Source organism: Pseudaquabacterium terrae (assembly GCF_013266755.1).
GTDB lineage: Bacteria > Pseudomonadota > Gammaproteobacteria > Burkholderiales > Burkholderiaceae_C > Pseudaquabacterium > Pseudaquabacterium terrae.
Genome location: NZ_JABRWJ010000003.1, coordinates 254,915 through 274,501 on the forward strand (window position 1 = coordinate 254,915; position 19,587 = coordinate 274,501).

The 19,587-nt window shown below is 69.1% G+C and carries 14 protein-coding genes; 3 read left to right on the forward strand and 11 right to left on the reverse strand.

The features are described 5' to 3' along the window. Positions 1 to 56 precede the first annotated feature (56 nt). On the forward strand, positions 57 to 2,780 hold the full coding sequence (locus tag HLB44_RS10240) for a sensor domain-containing phosphodiesterase (protein ID WP_217283609.1): 2,724 nt from the start codon (positions 57 to 59) through the stop codon (positions 2,778 to 2,780). A gap of 4 nt (positions 2,781 to 2,784) precedes the next feature. On the opposite strand, the gene HLB44_RS10245 is transcribed toward HLB44_RS10240, so the two are convergent. From HLB44_RS10245 to hemC, 5 genes are all read right to left on the reverse strand, one after another. Next, positions 2,785 to 3,507 carry a sensor histidine kinase gene (locus tag HLB44_RS10245; protein ID WP_173122481.1) on the reverse strand — a complete coding sequence of 241 codons (723 nt, stop codon included), beginning with the start codon at positions 3,505 to 3,507 and terminating at the stop codon, positions 2,785 to 2,787. 149 nt (positions 3,508 to 3,656) lie between these two features. After that, complete coding sequence (locus HLB44_RS10250) at positions 3,657 to 4,898, reverse strand: heme biosynthesis HemY N-terminal domain-containing protein (protein WP_173122482.1); 1,242 nt, start codon at positions 4,896 to 4,898, stop codon at positions 3,657 to 3,659. Positions 4,899 to 4,919: 21 nt separating this feature from the next. After that, the gene (locus HLB44_RS10255) at positions 4,920 to 6,065 is read right to left on the reverse strand and encodes a uroporphyrinogen-III C-methyltransferase (RefSeq protein ID WP_343051281.1); all 1,146 of its coding nucleotides are present in this window, start codon (positions 6,063 to 6,065) and stop codon (positions 4,920 to 4,922) included. Further along, on the reverse strand, positions 6,062 to 6,865 hold the full coding sequence (locus tag HLB44_RS10260) for a uroporphyrinogen-III synthase (protein WP_246312185.1): 804 nt from the start codon (positions 6,863 to 6,865) through the stop codon (positions 6,062 to 6,064). Before HLB44_RS10260 ends, HLB44_RS10255 begins: the two co-directional genes overlap by 4 nt. Next, positions 6,862 to 7,794 (reverse strand): hydroxymethylbilane synthase, encoded by a 933-nt coding sequence (gene hemC / locus HLB44_RS10265; RefSeq protein ID WP_173122483.1) that lies wholly within the window; start codon positions 7,792 to 7,794, stop codon positions 6,862 to 6,864. The genes HLB44_RS10260 and hemC overlap by 4 nt, the downstream gene beginning before the upstream one ends. An 85-nt stretch (positions 7,795 to 7,879) precedes the next feature. Here hemC and ppc point away from each other — a divergent pair, with 85 nt between their 5' ends. Beyond that, on the forward strand, positions 7,880 to 10,726 hold the full coding sequence (gene ppc / locus HLB44_RS10270; protein ID WP_173122484.1) for a phosphoenolpyruvate carboxylase: 2,847 nt from the start codon (positions 7,880 to 7,882) through the stop codon (positions 10,724 to 10,726). 107 nt (positions 10,727 to 10,833) lie between these two features. After that, the gene (locus tag HLB44_RS10275; RefSeq protein WP_173122485.1) at positions 10,834 to 11,151 is read left to right on the forward strand and encodes a cytoplasmic protein; all 318 of its coding nucleotides are present in this window, start codon (positions 10,834 to 10,836) and stop codon (positions 11,149 to 11,151) included. Positions 11,152 to 11,184: 33 nt separating this feature from the next. Here HLB44_RS10275 and HLB44_RS10280 read toward each other — a convergent pair whose 3' ends face one another. Genes HLB44_RS10280 through scpA form a run of 6 tightly spaced genes read right to left on the reverse strand, consistent with a single transcriptional unit; the run spans position 11,185 to position 19,496 of the window. Next, a complete protein-coding gene (locus HLB44_RS10280; RefSeq protein WP_173122486.1) occupies positions 11,185 to 11,649 on the reverse strand; it encodes a VOC family protein in 465 nt (154 codons plus the stop codon). After that, positions 11,646 to 12,629 carry a biotin synthase BioB gene (bioB, locus tag HLB44_RS10285; RefSeq protein ID WP_343051305.1) on the reverse strand — a complete coding sequence of 328 codons (984 nt, stop codon included), beginning with the start codon at positions 12,627 to 12,629 and terminating at the stop codon, positions 11,646 to 11,648. The genes HLB44_RS10280 and bioB overlap by 4 nt, the downstream gene beginning before the upstream one ends. Positions 12,630 to 12,683: 54 nt before the next feature. After that, complete coding sequence (locus HLB44_RS10290; RefSeq protein ID WP_173122488.1) at positions 12,684 to 14,741, reverse strand: acetyl-CoA carboxylase biotin carboxylase subunit; 2,058 nt, start codon at positions 14,739 to 14,741, stop codon at positions 12,684 to 12,686. A 13-nt stretch (positions 14,742 to 14,754) separates the two neighbouring features. Continuing rightward, positions 14,755 to 16,287: an acyl-CoA carboxylase subunit beta gene (locus HLB44_RS10295; protein ID WP_173122489.1), complete on the reverse strand. Its 1,533-nt coding sequence runs from the start codon at positions 16,285 to 16,287 to the stop codon at positions 14,755 to 14,757. Positions 16,288 to 16,310: 23 nt separating this feature from the next. Continuing rightward, positions 16,311 to 17,324 carry a methylmalonyl Co-A mutase-associated GTPase MeaB gene (gene meaB / locus HLB44_RS10300; RefSeq protein ID WP_173122490.1) on the reverse strand — a complete coding sequence of 338 codons (1,014 nt, stop codon included), beginning with the start codon at positions 17,322 to 17,324 and terminating at the stop codon, positions 16,311 to 16,313. Between the two features lie 15 nt (positions 17,325 to 17,339). Beyond that, positions 17,340 to 19,496 carry a methylmalonyl-CoA mutase gene (gene scpA / locus HLB44_RS10305; RefSeq protein ID WP_173122491.1) on the reverse strand — a complete coding sequence of 719 codons (2,157 nt, stop codon included), beginning with the start codon at positions 19,494 to 19,496 and terminating at the stop codon, positions 17,340 to 17,342. Between the last annotated feature and the right edge of the window lie 91 nt (positions 19,497 to 19,587).

Consider the following 19,587-nt stretch of genomic DNA (forward strand, 5'->3'; position numbering starts at 1 on the left):
ATTGCTCTCGCCTGCCTTCAACCCGAGGCGGCTTGCGACCGCCTCACGCCATCGACATGAAATCCCTGCCCGAGAGCGAAGAGCACTTTCGCTTTCTGAACGATCTGGCCAAGGCGACGCGCACGCTGGCCGATCCCGAGCAGATCATGACCGTGATGTCCCGGATGCTGGGCCAGCACCTGCGCGCCTCGCGCTGCGCCTATGCGGATGTCGAGAGCAATGGCGAGCAGTTCACCATCATCGACGACTACACCGACGGCTGCGCCAGCACCGCGGGCCGCTACCTGCTCTCCCTGTTCGGCACGCGCGCCGTCGACACGCTCAACAGCGGGCAGACGCTGATCGTCAGCAACGTGGACGTGGAGCTGCCGCCCGGCGATGGCGCGGACATGTTCAACGCCATCGGCATCAAGGCGATCACCGTCTGCCCGCTGGTCAAGAACGGTTCACTTCGCGCGATGATGGCGGTTCACCAGACGACACCGCGCTTCTGGACGCCGGGCGAGGTCGCGATCGTGCAGGAAGTCGTCGAGCGGTGCTGGGCCACGATCGAACGCAGGAACGCCGAAGAAAAGCTGCGCAAGAGCGAAGCGCTGCTGCGCATCGCCGGCCGCACCGCCCGGCTCGGCGGCTGGGCCCTGGACCTGCCGGATCGCATCACCTGGTCGGATGAGGTATGCGCCATTCACGAGATGCCCACCGGCACGCTGCCGAGCCTCGAGCAGGCGCTCGGCTTCTACACCCCGCCATCGCGCGAGGCCATTGGCAACGCCTTCGAGGCCTGCGCCCGACGGGGCACGCCCTTCGATCTCGAACTGGAGCTGATCACCCTCAACCGAAGCCGCATCTGGGCGCGCGCCATCGGCGAAGCTCAACGCAATGCGGCTGGCGCGATCACGCGGATTCAAGGCGCCTTTCAGGACATCACCGAGCGCAAGCGGGCCGAGATCGGGATCAAGCGCCTGAATCGCGTGTATGCGGTGCTCAGCCAGATCAACGGCCTCATCGTCAGGGTGCGAGACCCCGATGAGCTCTACCGCGAGGCCTGCCGCATTGCGGTCGAGGCGGGTGCATTCCGGATGGCATGGGTCGGCGTGATCGACCCGCAGACGCTGGACGGCGAGGTCGTCGCCTGGCATGGCGTCGAACAGGGCTTCATCGACCAGATCCGGCTGACGGCGCGCGATGGCACGCCCTGCAGCGACTGGCCTGCCAGCCGCGCATTGCGGCGGTGTTTGCCGGTGATCTGCAACGACCTGGCGACGACCGACACGCAGGTCCCGCTGCGCGATGAGCTGCTGAGCAGCGGACACCGGTCTGCCGCCTATTTCCCGCTGATGCCGGCAGGCCGGCCCGAGGCGGTGATCGCGCTCTTCGCAGGCGAGCCCGACATCTTCGATGATCAAGAGACGCGGCTGCTGCTGGAACTGGCCGGGAACATTTCCTTCGCGCTGGATCACATCGAAAAGGAAAAGAAGCTCAACTACCTCGCCTACTACGATGCGCTGACCGGTCTCGCCAACCGGAGCCTGTTTCTCGAGCGGCTGGCGCAATACATGCGCATTGCCGACGGCGGCGGGCACAGGCTCGGCCTCTACCTGATCGATCTGGAGCGGTTCAAGAACATCAACGACAGCCTGGGCCGGCCTGCCGGCGACGAGCTGTTGAAGCAGGTGGCGCAGTGGATGACGCGCAATCTGGGCGACACCGACCTGTCGGCGCGCGTGGGTCCCGACCAGTTCGCCCTGGTGCTGCCGCAGGTGAAGCCTGACGGCAATGTGACGCGGCTGCTCGAGAAGACGATGGAGGCTTTTCTCGAGCACCCGTTCCGCCTGAACGAAGGTTTGTTCCGGATCGCCGCCAAGGTCGGCGTCGCGCTGTTTCCGGAGGATGGCGTCGACGCAGACACGCTGTTCAAGCACGCCGAGGCGGCGCTGAAGAAGGCCAAGGCCAGTGGCGATCGATACCGGTTCTACACGCAGGCGATGACCGCATCGGTGGCCGCCAAGCTCACGCTGGAGAACCAGCTGCGCCAGGCGCTCGACAAGGAAGAGTTCGTTCTTCACTACCAGCCCAAGGTGAGCCTCGGCAGCGGTCAGCTCACCAGCGCGGAGGCGCTGATCCGCTGGAACGATCCGCGAACCGGCCTGGTGCCGCCGGGCCAGTTCATCCCGGTCCTGGAGGAAACCGGGCTGATCCACGATGTCGGGCGCTGGGCCTTGCGCAAGGCTGTCCAGGACTATCTGCGCTGGCGCGCAGCCGGCTTGGCCGCAGTGCGCATCGCGGTCAACGTGTCTCCGCTGCAGCTGCGCCATCGCGGCTTCATCGCCGAAATCGAGCAGGCCATCGGCATCGATGCGCAGGCGGCGGCCGGCCTCGAGCTCGAGATCACCGAGAGCCTGATCATGGAAGACGTCAAGCACAGCATTGCCACCCTGCAGGCGATCCGCGCCATGGGCGTGCGCATCGCCATCGACGACTTCGGCACCGGCTACTCATCGCTGAGCTACCTGGCCAAGCTCCCCGTGGATACGCTGAAGATCGACCGCTCGTTCGTGGTCGACATGACGAGCGGGCCGCAAGGCCTGGCGCTCGTATCCACCATCATCCACCTGGCCCATTCGCTCAAGCTCAAGGTGGTCGCAGAAGGGGTAGAGACCGATGAGCAGTCGCGTCTGCTGCAGGTGCTGAGCTGCGACGAGATGCAGGGCTATCTGTTCAGCAAGCCGTTGCCGGGCGAGGAGTACGAAGCGAGATACCTGGTTGCTCGACCTCGTTGAATGCTCAGGCCAGGCCGGCGAGCGTGAAGTGGAACGTCGCACCCGGCGACGACGGATGCGCCGCAGCCCACACCCCGCCGCCATGGCGCTCGACCACGCGCTTGACCAGGCTCAGGCCGATGCCATGCCCGGCGTATTCCTTGCCGTGCAGGCGCGAGAACGGCTGGAACAGCCCGGCCGCGCGCTGGTCGTCGAAGCCGACGCCGTTGTCGCGCACGTAGAGCGCACGATGTCCGCCGGCCGCCGCGAAGCCGACCTCGATCAGCGGCGCCGGCACGTGCCGCGTGAACTTCACCGCGTTGCCCAGCAGGTTGACGAAGACCTGCTGCAGCAGCCCGGGAACACCGTCGACCGTCGGCAGCGCGTGCAGCCGGAACTGTTCCGCCGGCACGTCGAAGGCCAGCCGGACCTGCTCGATCGCGTTCTGCGCAATGACCGTCAGGTCCACCGGCGCCGGCGCCAGCGGCGCATCACTCGCTTCGGCCAGCGCCAGCAACTCGACGACGAGCTGGGTCAGCTCCTCGACACGGCCGGCCAAGGCGTTCAACAGCCGGGCCGCCAGCGCCTGGTCGCCGCGCTCGAGCGCCTGCTCGGCCAGGCGCGCGCAGCCCGCGACTGCACCCAAGGGCCCGCGCAAGTCATGCGCGACGTGGCGATTGAAGCTCGCCAGATCGTCTATTCGATCCAGCAGGCTGGCCGAACCCGTGCCGTCGAGAACTGCTGACATGGTGCCCCCGATTCTGAAGACCGATACCGCCCTCCAGATTCCATTTATTGCAAACATAGCGGCACGGCGGGCGCTGCGTCGATACGCGGCGCGCCAGTTCGCATACGGCAAGGGCGGGCGCGCGATCGGCGCGCCGCTGAACCGAAGGCTCAGTCGATCTCAGCGGCGGCGCGATCGCAGGCGGCGGCGCGATCCTCGTCGGCTTCCTCGCGCGCCAGCGCGGCCAGCGTGCGCCAGGCGCGGCGGCGCGCGCGCGACTCGAGCGCCGGCTCCTTCGCCGCCTGCTCCAGCGGCTTGCGCGCCTTGCCCCAGAGCTGGCGCTGGAACAGCACCGCGCCGACAGCGCCCTGCACCGCCGATTCGGTCGGATGGTCGCGCTGCGCCGCTTCGACGCGCGGCAGCCAGTCGGCCCCGACGCCGGCGACCACCTCGACCAGCGCCAGCGCGACCTGCGCGCGGCCGTCGGTGCCGAGCTCGTCGAGCCGCTCCCACAGCGGCTTGAGCCACAGGCAGCCGTCCTCCGGATGCCCGAGCACCGCGGCGCGGCGTGCGGCGCGCGCGGCGACGAAGGGGTCGCGCTGGTCGGCGATGTCGAACTGATGCCAGGCACGGCGCAGCTGGTCGATGTCGTGCGCCTCGTCGAGCACCTCGAAGGCCAGCGAGCGCAGCAGGCCCTGCGCCGCGATGCTGGAGAAGGCCTGGTGATTGGCAAGCAGGCGCGCGGTGTGCAGCGCTTCCAGCGGCCGGCGCGCCAGGCGCGCGGCCTGCAGCTTCAGCCGCAGCGCCTGCGTTCGCCGCGCCACGCCCGGCGGCAGCTCGGCCAGCCAGGCCTCGGCCGTCGCCGCATCGCGGTCGTCGAGCGCCCACTCGGCCGCCAGCAGCCGCGCACCCTCGTCGATCAACGCGTTGACGCGCTGGCCCGGGCGCAGCACGCGCGCCAGCATCTCGTCGCGCCGGCCGCGGTCCTGCAGGCGGTGCAGGCTGCCCGAGGCCAGCAGGTGCGCCAGCACGCGGAACTCACGCTCCTCGCTCAGGCCCGCGGCGTCGTCGCGGGCGCCCAGCGCGCGCTGCGCGGCCTTGTAGGCGCGCGTGTAGCGGCCGCCGTAGTACTCGGCCATCGCCTCGCGCAGTGCCGCCTGCGCGGCCCGCTCGACGCGCAGTGCGCGCCATTCGCGCGCGCGCTCGGGCAGGCCGATCAGCGAATTGATCGCCTGCGCCACAGAGAAGATGATGAAGCCGGTGGCCAGCGCCGCCAGCATGAAGAAGTTCAGCGACATGTCGAGGCGCCAGGCGCCCCAGTAGAACGACGCGACGCCGTCGTTGTCGCCCAGCGTCAGCGCCGCGACGACGGCGACGACGAACAGCAGGACCAGCCAGATGACGCTGCGCATGGCTCGAAAAACCGGGCGTTCCTAACGCCCGGCCTGCGCGGCCGCGATCGCGGCCAGCGTCTCGTCGGGCCGCGGCAGGCTCATCTGCCGCGCCTGCGAGGTGACCTGGCGCACCAGCTCGGTGGCGGTGGTGACGCGACGCGAGCTGCGGTCGAAATAACGGTCGAGCGCCGACTGCACGTCGCGCAGGTCGCTCTGCGCGGTGTCGAACTGGCGCGACATCAGCGCCAACCGCGCGTTCAGCAGGCGCAGCTTCAGGTTCTCGCGCAGGAACCAGGCCTGCTCGGGCGCCACCAGCATCGCCTCGGGGTTGTCGATGCGCGTCACGCGCACCAGCGAGCGCACCTCGGACCAGACGCGCCCGGAGACCTTGTCCCAGGTGCCGCTGACCAGTTCCCACCAGTCCCGCACGCCGGGACCGAGCGGCTCGCCGTTCTTGCCGACGCGGCCCGCCGGGGCCGAAGCGCCGGCCGCCGCGGCGCGCCGCTCGGGCTGCGAGAGCAGCGGCAGCTCATCGGCCAGGCGCGCGGCCTCGTCGAGCTTGATCGCCAGCGTCGCGATGTCGGTCAAGGCGACGGCCTTCGCGCGGTCGATGTCGCGCGACAAGGCGCGGCGCACGCGCTCGGTGCGCGGCTGGTTGATGCGCGCGAGCCGCTCCTCGGCCTGGCGCAGCGCACCGATCAGCGGCTCGGCGCTGCCGGTGATCGCGCTTTGCTGCACGGCGACGCGGATCGCCGCGTCGACGTCGGCCAGCACGTTCTCGTCGCGCGAGCGCGACAGCTGCTGGATCAATTCTTCGAGCTGGCTGCGCTGCAGCGCGGTCTCGGCGACGCGGGCTTCGAGCAGCGCGACCTTGGCCTCGGCGGCGCGGGCGGTTTCCTGCGCTTGCTTGGCCGCGGCGCGTGCCTCGACCGCCTGGCTCTGGCTGTCGTGCTGGCGCCGCACCAGCTCCTGCTCCAGCGACTTCAGCCGCTGCTGGCTGTAGATCGCCAGCGTCAGGCTGGCGACCGCCAGCGCGCCGACCAGCGCGGCGGCGGCGAACCAGCCGCGCCGCGACAGGCCAGTGGTCGCGGGGGCGGTGGGAGCGGCCGGTGCCGAGGTCACCGCAGGCGCTGCCGCGGCGGCGGGCTCGGTGCCACGGTCGAGGGTCGGGGCGGTGTGATTCACGGTCGCGGGATTGTATAGAGCGACCCCAGGCGCTTGGCCACCGCCGCCGGCGCCACGCCGACCTCATCGACCTGCCCGAAGCCGATGCTGCGCGCGGTGTCGACGATGCGTTCGTGGGTCGCCAGTGCGCGCATCGCCGGCCAGTCGGCCTGCGGCGCCAGCAGGGGCAGCTGGCGCACCGCTTCGCTGCTGCTGAAGAGCCAGCAGAACGCCGATGGCCGCGCCAGCGCGTCCGCCAGCAGCGCCTGCTGCGCCGGATCGAGCCGCGGCGCGGCGCGGCGGTAGGCTTCGACGAAATGGACCTCCGCTCCCTGCTGCCGCAGCGTCTCGGCCAGCCAGTCGCGCCCGCCTTCGCCGCGCACGATCAGCACCGAGCGGCCGCGCCAGTCGAGCTGCAGCGCGAGCAGCGCGCGCCACAGCGCCTCGGAGTCGAAGCGCTGGCGGTGGGCGGGTGGACTGACGATCGCCGCGGCGGGCACGCCGGCCCGCAAGAGCGCGGCCTGCGTGCCGGGGCCGGTGCTGCCGGCCAGCGGGCCGCTGCCGCCGAACGCGGCGCCCAGGGCCGCATCGGCGCCGGCGAAGAATCGATCGACCGCGCTCGGGCTGACGAACATCACCAGCGCCTGCCGTCGCGCGGCCTCGCGCGCCTGTTGCAAGGTCGCCGCGTCCGGCGCGTCGCCGATGTGCAGCAGCGGCAGCGCGGCGGCCTCGACACCCAGCGCTTCGAGCCTCGCCACCCACTCGTCGGCCTGCGGCTGCGGCCGCGTCACCAGCACCCGCATCGGCGATGCGTGCGTCAAGGCGCGGCCAGGTAATCCGCCGCGCCGGCGTTCTGAAGCTGCGCCGCCGCGGTTTCACCGAGCATCGCTGCCTGGCCGGCGTCCTCGGCCGGCCCTTCGACCTCGGTGCGCAGCAGCGGCCGCTCGGGCTGATCCGGGTGGCCGAGCGCGGCGACCAGCGTCAGCCGCCCGTCCTGCCACACCGCATGGGCGGCCAGCGGCATGCTGCAGCTGCCGCCGAGCGCGCGCGACACCGCCCGCTCGGCATGCGCCGCGAGCCAGGTCGGCCGGTGGATCAGCGCCGACATCTGGGCCAGCAGCTCGGGCGGCGCCGACGCCGCCATCTCGATGCCGAGCGCCCCCTGGCCGGCCGAGGGGATCATCTGAGCGACCTCGAAGCAGCCGCGGATGCGCGGCGCCAGGCCCAGGCGCTTCAACCCGGCGGCGGCCAGCACGATCGCGTCGTAGCCGCCCTCGTCGAGCTTGCGCAGGCGCGTGTCCAGGTTGCCCCGCAAGGGCTCGATGCGCAGGTCCGGCCGCAGGTTCATCAGCTGCACGACGCGGCGCAGGCTCGAGGTGCCGACCACCGCGCCCGGCGGCAGCGCCAGCAGGTGCTCGAAGCGATTCGACACGAAGGCGTCGCGCGGGTCCTCGCGCTCGAGCACCGCGGCCAGCACGAAGCCGGCCGGCAGCTCCATCGGCACGTCCTTCAGCGAATGCACCGCCAGCTGCGCGTGGCCCGCTTCGAGCGCGGTCTCGAGCTCCTTGACGAACAAGCCCTTGCCGCCGACCTTCGACAGCGTGCGGTCGAGGATCTGGTCGCCGCGCGTGGTCATGCCCAGCAGCTCGACGGCCAGGCCGAAGCGTTCGCTGAGCAGCGCGCGCACGTGTTCGGCCTGCCACAGCGCGAGGCGGCTTTCGCGGGTGGCGATCAGGATGGGTGCAGCCATGTGGTGCGGATTATCGGCCGCGGCCGCTGGTACCATCGGCACCGTTGCCGTTTGGTAACCCGGTTACACCGCCAGGAGCCCTCCAATGCCTCGCCCCGCCCGCCCTGCCCGCCGTCCGAGTCTGCCGAAGTTGAGCGCTCCCAAGCTCGACGCACAGGACGCCGCCGCGAAGAACAAGCCGCTGGTCGACGATATCCGGTTACTCGGCCGGATCCTCGGCGACGTGATCCGCGAGCAGGAAGGCAAGGAGGCCTTCGAGCTGATCGAGCGGGTGCGCCAGCTGTCGGTGGGCTACCGGCTGAAGAAGGACGCCTCCGCCGGCCGCGTGCTCGACCGGCTGCTGAAGAACCTGTCGGGCGACCAGACCGTCAGCGTGATCCGCGCCTTCAGCTACTTCTCGCACCTGGCCAACATCGCCGAGGACCGCCACCACGTGCGGCGCCGGCTGCACCACGAGCGCCAGGGCCACCTGCAGGAAGGCTCGCTGGCGCTGACCTTCGAGCGCCTGCACAAGGCCGACATTCGCGCAGCCGATGTCGCGCAGACGCTGCAGCATTCGTACATCTCGCCGGTGCTGACGGCGCACCCCACCGAGGTGCAGCGCAAGAGCATCCTCGATGCCGAGCGGGCGATCGCCGAGCTGGTCGGCCAGCGCGACGAGCTGCACACCGAGCGCGAGCTGCGCGACAACGAGGACGCGATCCGCGCCCGCGTGACGCAGCTGTGGCAGACGCGCATGCTGCGCTACACCAAGCTGACGGTGGCCGACGAGATCGAGAACGCGCTGAGCTACTACCCGAGCACCTTCCTGCGCCAGATCCCGCGCCTGTACCGCGAGCTCGAGCAGGCGCTGCACGGCCACCCGGTGCCCTCGTTCCTGCGCATGGGCCACTGGATCGGCGGCGACCGAGACGGCAACCCGAACGTCAGCGACGCGACGCTGCGCCAGGCGCTGGCGCGCCAGGCCGAGGTCGCGCTGCGCTTCTACCTGACGGAGGTGCACGAGCTCGGCGCCGAGCTGTCGATCAGCAACATGCTGGCGCCGGTGACCGAAGCGATGCACGCGCTGGCCGAACGTTCGCCCGACCGCAACGCGCACCGCATGGACGAGCCCTACCGGCGCGCGCTGATCGGCATGTATTCGCGCCTGGCCGCGACGCTGCACGCGCTGACCGGCACCGAGGCGCTGCGCCATGCGGTGGCGCCGCAGGACGCGTATGCGCGGCCCGACGAGTTCCTCGCCGACCTGCTGGTGATCGAGGACTCGCTGCGCTCGCACCATGCGCAGGCGCTGATCGGCCCGCGGCTCGCGCCGCTGATGCGCGCGGTGCAGGTGTTCGGCTTCCACCTCGCCACGGTCGACCTGCGGCAGAGCTCGGACAAGCACGAAGCGGTGATTGCCGAGCTGCTGAAGCTGGCGCGCATCGAGGCCGACTACTCGGGGCTGGATGAGGACGCACGGCAGCAGTTGCTGGTGCGCCTGCTGAACGACGCGCGGCCGCTGCGCGTGCGGGGTGCGGCGTATTCGGAGCTGGCGCTGAGCGAGCTGGCGATCTTCGAGGCGGCCGTCGAGATGCAGGCGCGCTTCGGGCGCGATGCGCTGCGCCACTACATCATCTCGCACACCGAGACCGTCAGCGACCTGCTCGAAGTGCTGCTATTGCAGAAAGAGAGCGGCCTCCTGACCGGCACGCTGGACGACGGCGCGACCAATGCGCTGATCGTCGTGCCGCTGTTCGAGACCATTGGCGACCTGCGCCAGGCGGAACCCATCATGCGCGCGTTCTACGCGCTGCCCGGCATCACCGACCTGATCCGCCGCTCCGGCGGCGAGCAGGACATCATGCTCGGCTACAGCGACAGCAACAAGGACGGCGGCTTCTTCACCAGCAACTGGGAGCTGTACCGGGCGGAGCTGGCGCTGGTCGGCTTGTTCGAGCCCTTGTCGGGCGAGAACGGCATCACCTTGCGCCTCTTCCACGGCCGCGGCGGCACGGTCGGCCGCGGTGGCGGCCCGAGTTACCAGGCGATCCTGGCGCAGCCGCCGGGCACCGTGAAGGGCCAGATCCGGCTCACCGAGCAGGGCGAGGTGATCGGCTCGAAGTACGCGCATCCGGAGATCGGCCGCCGCAACCTCGAGACGCTGGTCGCGGCGACGCTGGAGGCCACGCTGCTGCACCGCCCCGGTTCGTCGTCGAGCAAGAGCGGCGCACCGAAGGCCTTTCTCGATGCCGCGGCGCAGATCAGCGACGCCAGCTTCGCGGCCTACCGCAAGCTGGTCTACGAAACCCCCGGCTTCACCGACTACTTCTTCGACGCGACGCCGATCCGCGAGATCGCCGAGCTGAACATCGGCTCGCGGCCTGCGTCGCGCAAGGCCACGCGGGCGATCGAAGACCTGCGCGCGATTCCCTGGGGCTTCTCGTGGGGCCAATGCCGCGTCGCGCTGCCGGGCTGGTGCGGCTTCGGCTCGGCGATCGAGGCCTTCCTCGGCGACGCCAAGCAGCGCAAGGCCAAGCTGGAGCTGCTGCAGCGCATGTACAAGCAGTGGCCGTTCTTCCGCACGCTGCTGTCGAACCTCGACATGGTGCTGGCCAAGAGCGACCTGCGCATCGCCGCGCGGTATGTCGAGCTGGTCGAGGACCAGCGTGCCGCCAAGCGCATCTTCAACGCCGTGCGCGCCGAGTGGGAGAGCACGCAGGCCGCGCTGTCGCTGATCACCGGCGACACCGAGCGCCTGCAGAGCAACCCGGCGCTCGCGCGCTCGATCGAGCACCGCTTCCCCTACCTCGACCCGCTGAACCACCTGCAGGTCGAGCTGATGCGGCGCTACCGCCAGCGCAAGGACGACGACCCGGCCAACGAGCGCGTGCAGCGCGGCATCCACATCTCGATCAACGGCATTGCGGCGGGGCTGCGCAACACGGGCTGAACCATCGGCAGATCAGTGCAAGATTCCACCGAAACAGCGGGTGGACGGTGCCCTGCGCGCGGGCTAAGCTTCAGCGCACAAAGACCGCTCTGTTGGGACGACCGGACATGAACCCCCTGCTCGAAGCGCACGGCCACACATCGAACAACCGGCTCGAACTGGAAGCCAGCAAGCTGTGCGGCTGCTGCAGCTGCATCCAGATCTTCCCGCCGCGCGACATCGTCGCCTGGACCGGCCTGGACATGAGCAACTTCGACAATCCCGACACGGCCAGCGCCGAGACCGCCCTCTGCCCCCGCTGCGGCAGCGAAGCACTGATCGGCGACGGGTCGGGCTACAGCATCAACCCGGACTTCCTGACCCGCATGAACCAGGCGTGGTTCCAGAAGACGCGGCTGATTCGCAGGCCGGAGACGAAGGCGTAGCCCTTGCAATGGCGGCCGCGGCCGCCCGGCTCGTCAGCCCAGCGCCGCCACCACCTCCGGCGGCGCCTGCACCAGCTCGATCAGCACGCCTTCGCCGCCGATCGGGAACTGATCGTTGCCCTTCGGGTGGATGAAGCAGATGTCGTGGCCGGCGGCGCCCTTGCGGATGCCGCCGGGGGCGAAACGCACGCCGTTGGCCGTCATCCAGTCGACCGCACGCGGCAGATCGTCGACCCACAGGCCAACGTGGTTCAGCGGCGTCGTGTGCACCGCCGGCTTCTTGTCGGGATCCAGCGGCTGCATCAGGTCGACCTCGACCGCATGCACGCCCTCGCCGAGCGCACAGATGTCCTCGTCGACGTTCTCGCGCTCGCTGACGAAGGTGCTTTTGACCTGCAGCCCGAGCAGGTCGACCCACAGCGACTTCAAGCGCTGCTTGTCCGGCCCGCCGATGGCGATCTGCTGGATGCCCAGGATGCGGAATGGCTTGCCGTTCACGCGCCCAGCTCCGACGACACCGGCAGGTCCAGCCGCTTCAGCAGCGCGCGGTCGTCGACGACGTCCGGGTTGCCGGTCACCAGCAGCTTGTCGCCGTAGAAGATCGAGTTCGCGCCGGCCATGAAGCACAAGGCCTGGATGCCGTCGCCCAATTCGCGCCGGCCGGCGGACAGCCGTACGCGTGCGGCCGGCATCGTGATGCGCGCGGCGGCGATCACGCGCACCACCTCGAACGGATCGACCGGTTCCTGGTCGGCCAGCGGCGTGCCGCCGACCCGCACCAGGTTGTTGATCGGCACCGATTCCGGCGCCGGGTCGAGGTTCGCCAGCTGCGCGATCAGCCCGGCGCGCTGCGCACGCGTCTCGCCCATGCCGAGGATGCCGCCGCAGCAGACCTTGATGCCCGCGTCGCGCACGTGCTGCAGCGTGTCGAGCCGGTCCTGGTAGTCGCGCGTGTGGATCACCTTGTCGTAGAAGTCGGGCGACGAATCGAGGTTGTGGTTGTAGAAGTCGAGGCCGGCGTCCTTCAGCGTCGCCGCCTGCGTCGGCTTCAGCATGCCGAGCGTCGCGCAGGTCTCGAGGCCGAGGCCGCGTACTTCACGCACCAGCACGGCCACCTTTTCGATGTCGCGGTCGTTCGGGCTGCGCCACGCCGCGCCCATGCAGAAGCGCGACGCGCCGGCGGCCTGCGCGGCGCGCGCGGCTTCGAGCACGGCGTCGGGCTCCATCATCTTCGTCGCCTCGACGCCGGTGTCGTAGTGCACCGACTGCGGGCAGTAGCCGCAATCCTCCGGGCAGCCGCCGGTCTTCACCGACAGCAGCGACGCGAGCTCGATGTCGCCGTTCGGGAAGTGCGCGCGGTGCACCGTGTGGGCGTGGTGCACGAGCTCCATGAAGGGCAGCGCGAGCAGCGCTTCGACACGTTCGGGCCTCCAGGCGGCGCTCGGCGCGATCGGCGCGACGCGGCGCTGAACGTGGATCGGTTGGGATTCGACGGTGGTGGTGCTCAACGAAAAACTCCAGGAAGGGGCGCCTCAGGCGAAGCGCAGGATCGGCTGGTCGACCGCAAGGCTTTCGCCCTGCCTGGCCAGCAACTCGGCCACGGTGCCGTCCTGCCCCGCGGTGAGGATGTTCTCCATTTTCATCGCTTCGATGACTGCCAGCCGCTCGCCGGCCTGCACCGGCTGCCCGGGCTGCACCAGCAGACCGACCAGCAGGCCGGGCATCGGCGACAGCAGGAACTTGCTCATGTCCGCAGGCGCCTTGAACGGCATCACCCTGAGCAGCTCGGCCGCGCGCGGGTGCAGTACCTGGGCATCGATGCGGCGGCCATTGTGCAGGACCTGCAGCCACAGGCCGTGACGCTCGATCTGCGCGACGAAGGTCTGGCCATTGCAGCGGCCGCTGGCGCGGATCGAGCGGAAGCGCCAGTCCTTGGCCAGCGCGTAGCGCCGCTCGCCGACCGTGACGACCAGCTCGCCGTTCTGCTGCACGCGCACCGGGCGGTGCTCGTAGTGCCCGCCTTCGCCCCGGATCACGACGACGTACTGCTCGCCGATCTGCACGCCATGACCCGGCAGCTGGCCGCTGATGCCGGCCGCACGCTCGAGGTAACGCCTATTCGCAGCGGCCGCGAGCGCGATCAGGAAGTCCGGATCGTCGTGCGGCACGTCTTCGGCGCGGAAGCCCTTCGGATAGTGCTCGGCGATGAAGCCGGTGTTGAAGTCGCCGGTCGCGAACTTCGGATGCGCGAGCAGCGCCGACTGGAACGGGATGTTGCTCGAGATGCCGCGGATCACGAATGCGTTCAGCGCCTCGCGCATGCGCGCGATCGCGTCCGCCCGATCGCTGCCGTGCACGATCAGCTTGCCGATCATCGAGTCGTAGAACATCGGGATCTCGCCGCCTTCGTAGACGCCGGTATCCACCCGGACGCCGCCGCCCACGACGGCGCCGGCGCCGCCGTCATCCGCCACCGGCATCGGCAGCGCGGCCTCCATCGTCGTCGGCGGCGGCTGGTAGCGCACCAGGCGGCCGGTCGACGGCAGGAAGTTGCGGAACGGGTCCTCGGCATTGATGCGGCATTCGATCGCCCAGCCGCGGCGCGGGATCTGCTGCTGCGTGAACGCCAGCTTCTCGCCGGCGGCGACGCGGATCATCTGCTCGACCAGGTCCAGGCCGGTGATGCACTCGGTGACCGGATGCTCGACCTGCAGCCGCGTGTTCATCTCGAGGAAATAGAACGACTGGTCCTTGCCGACGACGAACTCGACGGTGCCGGCGCTCTGGTACTGCACGGCTTTCGCCAGCGCCACCGCCTGCTCGCCCATCGCCTGGCGTGTTTCATCGCTGATGAAGGGCGACGGCGCTTCCTCGATCACCTTCTGGTGCCGGCGCTGGATCGAGCACTCGCGCTCGTGCAGGTAGACCAGGTTGCCGTGCGCATCGCCGAGCACCTGGATCTCGATGTGGCGCGGCTGCTCGACGAACTTCTCGATGAAGATCCGGTCGTCGCCGAAGCTCGCCTTGGCCTCGTTGCGGCACGACGTGAAGCCCTCGTGCGCCTCCTTGTCGTTGAAGGCGACGCGCAAGCCCTTGCCGCCGCCGCCGGCGCTGGCCTTGATCATCACCGGGTAGCCGATGTCGCGCGCGATCTCGACCGCGCGCTCCGGCGATTCGATCGCGTCATTCCAGCCCGGGATGGTGTTGACCCGGGCCTCGTTGGCGAGCTTCTTCGACGCGATCTTGTCGCCCATCGCGGCGATCGAGTAGTGCTTCGGGCCGATGAAGACCAAGCCTTCTTCCTCCACGCGGCGCGCGAAGTCCTCGTTCTCGGACAGGAAGCCGTAGCCCGGGTGGATGGCCTGCGCGCCGGTCGATTTCGCGGCGGCGATGATCTTGTCGGCGACCAGGTAGGACTCGCGGCTCGGCGCGGGCCCGAGCAGCACCGCCTCGTCGGCCAGCTCGACATGGCGCGCGTCCTTGTCGGCCTCGGAGTACACGGCCACCGTCGCAATGCCCATCCTGCGGGCCGTCTTGATGACCCGGCAAGCGATCTCGCCGCGGTTGGCGATCAGTATCTTCGTGAACATGCTCATCGACTTCTCACAGCGGAATGTTGCCGTGCTTGCGCCACGGGTTCTCGATCTTCTTGTCACGCAGCATCGCCAATGATCGGCAGATGCGCTTGCGGGTCTCGTGCGGCTGGATCACGTCGTCGATGAAGCCGCGCGCGCCGGCGACGAAGGGGTTCGCGAAGCGCGCCTTGTACTCGGCTTCCTTCGCGGCCAGCTTGGCCGGGTCGCCCTTGTCCTCGCGGAAGATGATCTCGACCGCGCCCTTGGCGCCCATCACCGCGATCTCGGCATTCGGCCACGCGAAGTTGACGTCGCCGCGCAGGTGCTTGGAGCTCATCACGTCGTAGGCGCCGCCGTAGGCTTTGCGCGTGATCACCGTCACCTTCGGCACCGTGCACTCGGCGTAGGCATACAGCAGCTTCGCGCCGTGCTTGATGATGCCGCCGTACTCCTGCGCGGTGCCGGGCATGAAGCCGGGCACGTCGACGAAGGTGATCACCGGGATGTTGAAGGCGTCGCAGAAGCGCACGAATCGCGCCGCCTTGATGCTGCTCTTGATGTCCAGGCAGCCGGCCAGCACCTGCGGGTTGTTGGCGACGATGCCCACCGTCTGGCCGTCCATGCGGGCCATGCCGACGACGATGTTCTTGGCATGCTCGGGCTGGATCTCGAAGAAGTCGCCATCGTCGACGACCTTCAGGATCAGTTCCTTGATGTCATAGGGCTTGTTCGGATGGTCCGGCACCAGCGTGTCCAGCGAGTCGTCGCGACGGTCGGCCGGGTCGCCGCCCTTGCGCACCGGCGGCTTCTCGCGGTTGTTCAGCGGCAGATAGTTGTAGAAGCGCCGGATCATCAGGATCGCCTCGACGTCGTTCTCGAAGGCCAGGTCGGCGACACCGCTCTTCGTCGTGTGCGCGCTGGCGCCGCCGAGCTCCTCCGCGCTCACCTCCTCGTGCGTCACGGTCTTCACGACCTCCGGCCCGGTGACGAACATGTACGAGCTGTCCTTGACCATGAAGATGAAGTCGGTCATCGCCGGGGAATAGACGGCGCCGCCGGCGCACGGCCCCATGATCAGGCTGATCTGCGGGATCACGCCGGAGGCCATCACGTTGCGCTGGAACACCTCGGCATAACCGCCGAGTGACGCGACACCTTCCTGGATGCGCGCGCCGCCGGAGTCGTTGAGGCCGATCACCGGCGCGCCGACCTTCATCGCCTGGTCCATGATCTTGCAGATCTTCTCGGCATGCGCTTCGGACAGCGCGCCGCCGAAGACGGTGAAGTCCTGGCTGAAGACGAAGACGAGGCGCCCGTTGATCATCCCGTAGCCGGTGACGACGCCGTCGCCCGGCACCTTGTTGTCGGCCATGCCGAAGTCGCTGCAGCGGTGCTCGACGAACATGTCCCATTCCTCGAAGCTGCCCTCGTCGAGCAGCAGCTCGAGGCGCTCGCGCGCCGTGAGCTTGCCCTTCGCGTGCTGCGAGGCAATGCGCTTCTCGCCGCCGCCCAGACGCGCCTTCGCGCGCTTGTCCTCGAGCAGCTTCTGGATGTCGTGCATGGTGGCGGGTCCTTCTTCTCGGATCAGTGAAACAGGTCGAGCAGGCGGCGCGCGGCAACCGACGCGGCGATGCGGCCGGCGCGTACTTCGCGTGATAGCTCGGGCAGAGCTTCGCGCACCGCGGGGTGATGGCGAAAGCGCGACTTCAGGCCGGCGTCGATGCGCTCCCACATCCAGGCATGGTCCTGGGCGTGGCGGCGTTCGGTGAGCTTGCCGTTGGCGGTCTGCAGCTCGCGGAAGTGGGTGACGGCGGCCCAGAATTCGTCGAGCCCGCGGCTCTTCAGCGCACTGAGCTGCAGCACCTGCGGGTGCCAGAGCTTGATGTCGTGGCGGGCGTGCTCGGGGTGGCCATGCTGCCCGAGCAGTCGCAGCGCCGAGGTGATCTGCGCCCGCGCCCTTGTGGCCGCCGACTCGTCGATGTCGGCCTTGTTGATGACCACCAGGTCGGCCAGCTCCATCACGCCCTTCTTGATCGCCTGCAGGTCGTCGCCGGCGTTCGGCAGCTGCATCAGCACGAAGAGGTCGGTCATCGCGGCGACGGCGGTCTCGCTCTGGCCGACGCCGACGGTCTCGACGATGACGATGTCGTAACCCGCCGCTTCGCAGACCAGCAGCGACTCGCGCGTCTTCTCGGCCACGCCGCCGAGCGTGCCGCTGGCCGGACTGGGCCGGATGTAGGCGCGCTCGTGCATCGACAGCCGCTCCATGCGTGTCTTGTCGCCGAGAATCGAGCCGCCCGACACGCTGGACGACGGGTCGACCGCCAGCACCGCGACACGTTGGCCGCGTTCGATGAGGTAGAGGCCGAGCGTCTCGATGAAGGTGCTCTTGCCGACGCCCGGCACGCCGGAGATGCCGAGCCGGAACGAGCGGCCGGTGGCCGGCAGCAGCGCATTCAGCAACTCGTCGGCGCGCGCGCGATGATCATCGCGCGTCGACTCGAGAAGCGTGATCGCCTTGGCGATGGCGCGGCGCTGGCGCGGGCCGGGCGCGCCGGTGACTGCGTCGTGCAGGGCCTGGTCGGCGGGGTCGAGCATCGCGCGCTGGAAAGCTCAGGCCGCCTGTGCCGCCCGGATCTGCTCGAGCACATCCTTCGCGCTGACCGGAATCGGCGTGCCCGGCCCGTAGATGCCCTTGACGCCGGCGTCGTAGAGGAAGCCGTAGTCCTGCTGCGGGATCACGCCACCGACGAAGACGATGATGTCGTCGGCGCCCTGCTTCTTCAGCTCGTCGATGATCGCCGGCACCAGCGTCTTGTGGCCGGCGGCGAGCGTCGAGATGCCGACCGCGTGCACGTCGTTCTCGATCGCCTGGCGCGCGCACTCCTCGGGGGTCTGGAACAGCGGGCCCATGTCGACGTCGTAGCCGAGGTCGGCGAACGCGGTGGCGACGACCTTGGCGCCGCGATCGTGGCCGTCCTGGCCGAGCTTGGCGATCATCACGCGCGGGCGGCGGCCGGCTTCTTCGGCGAAGGTGGCGATCTCGCCCTTCAACTTCTCCCAGCCTTCGGCCGAGTCGTAGGCCGCGGCGTAGACGCCGGTGACCTTCTGGATGTCGGCGCGGTGGCGGCCGAACACCGATTCGAGCGCATCGCTGATCTCGCCGACCGTCGCGCGCACGCGCATCGCCTGGATGCTCAGCGCCAAAAGGTTTCCCTGTCCCGTTTGTGCGGCTTCAGTCAGCGCCAGCAGCGCGTCGCGCACCGCGTCGGCATCACGCACCGCCTTGACCTGCTTCAGCCGCACGATCTGCGAGTCGCGCACCTTGACGTTGTCGACCTCGAGAATGTCGATCGGGTCTTCCTTGGCCAGCCGGTACTTGTTGACGCCGACGATCACGTCCTTGCCCGAGTCGATGCGCGCCTGCTTCTCGGCGGCACTGGCCTCGATCTTCAGCTTGGCCCAACCGGAATCGACGGCCTTGGTCATGCCGCCCATCGCCTCGACCTCTTCGATGATCTCCCAGGCCTTGTCGGCCATCTGCTGCGTCAGGCTCTCCATCAAGTAGCTGCCCGCCCACGGATCGACGACGCTGGTGATGTGCGTCTCTTCCTGGATGATCAGCTGGGTGTTGCGCGCGATGCGCGAGGAGGTTTCGGTCGGCAGCGCGATCGCCTCGTCGAAGCTGTTGGTGTGCAGGCTCTGCGTACCGCCAAAGACAGCGGCCATGGCTTCGATCGTCGTGCGCACGACGTTGTTGTACGGGTCCTGCTCGGTCAGGCTCCATCCCGAGGTCTGGCAGTGCGTGCGCAGCATCAGGCTCTTCGGGTTCTTCGCGCCGAACCCCTTCATGATCCGGCACCACAGCAGGCGCGCGGCGCGCATCTTGGCGATCTCGAGATAGAAGTTCATGCCGATCGCCCAGAAGAACGACAGGCGGCCGGCGAACTCGTCGACATCGAGGCCCTTCGCCATCGCGGTCTTCACGTATTCCTGGCCGTCGGCCAGCGTGAAGGCCAGCTCGAGCGCCTGGTTCGCGCCGGCTTCCTGCATGTGGTAGCCGGAGATCGAGATCGAGTTGAACTTCGGCATCCTCTGCGCCGTGTACTCGATGATGTCGGCAATGATGCGCATCGAGGGCTCGGGCGGAAAGATGTAGGTGTTGCGGACCATGAACTCCTTGAGGATGTCGTTCTGGATGGTCCCCGACAGCTGCGCCTGCGGCACGCCCTGCTCCTCGGCCGCCACGACGTAGCCGGCCAGCACCGGCAGCACCGCGCCGTTCATCGTCATCGACACCGACACCTTGTCGAGCGGGATGCCGTCGAACAGGATCTTCATGTCCTCGACCGAATCGATCGCCACGCCGGCCTTGCCGACGTCGCCGGTGACGCGTGGATGGTCGCTGTCGTAGCCGCGGTGCGTGGCCAGGTCGAAGGCCACGCTGACGCCCTGTGCGCCGGCGGCCAGCGCCTGGCGGTAGAAGGCGTTCGACTCCTCGGCGGTCGAGAAGCCGGCGTATTGGCGGATGGTCCACGGCCGCACCGCATACATCGTTGCCTGCGGGCCGCGCACGAAGGGCTCGAAGCCGGGCAGCGTGTCGGCATGCTGCAGATTCGCGGTGTCGGCCGCGGTGTACAGCGGCTTGACGACGAGGCCTTCGGGCGTCACCCAGTTCAGCGCGCCGACATCGCCCCCGGGTGCGGACTTGGCGGCCGCCTTGTCCCACTGGGCGAGCGTCGCAGGATTGAATTCAGGGGCGTTGGACATACCGGACTCCGCAAGGCGATGCGCGGCAAGGGGTACCGCTGTTGCCGCGCATGATACATGATGCATAATTATGAATCATAGAAACCCGCCG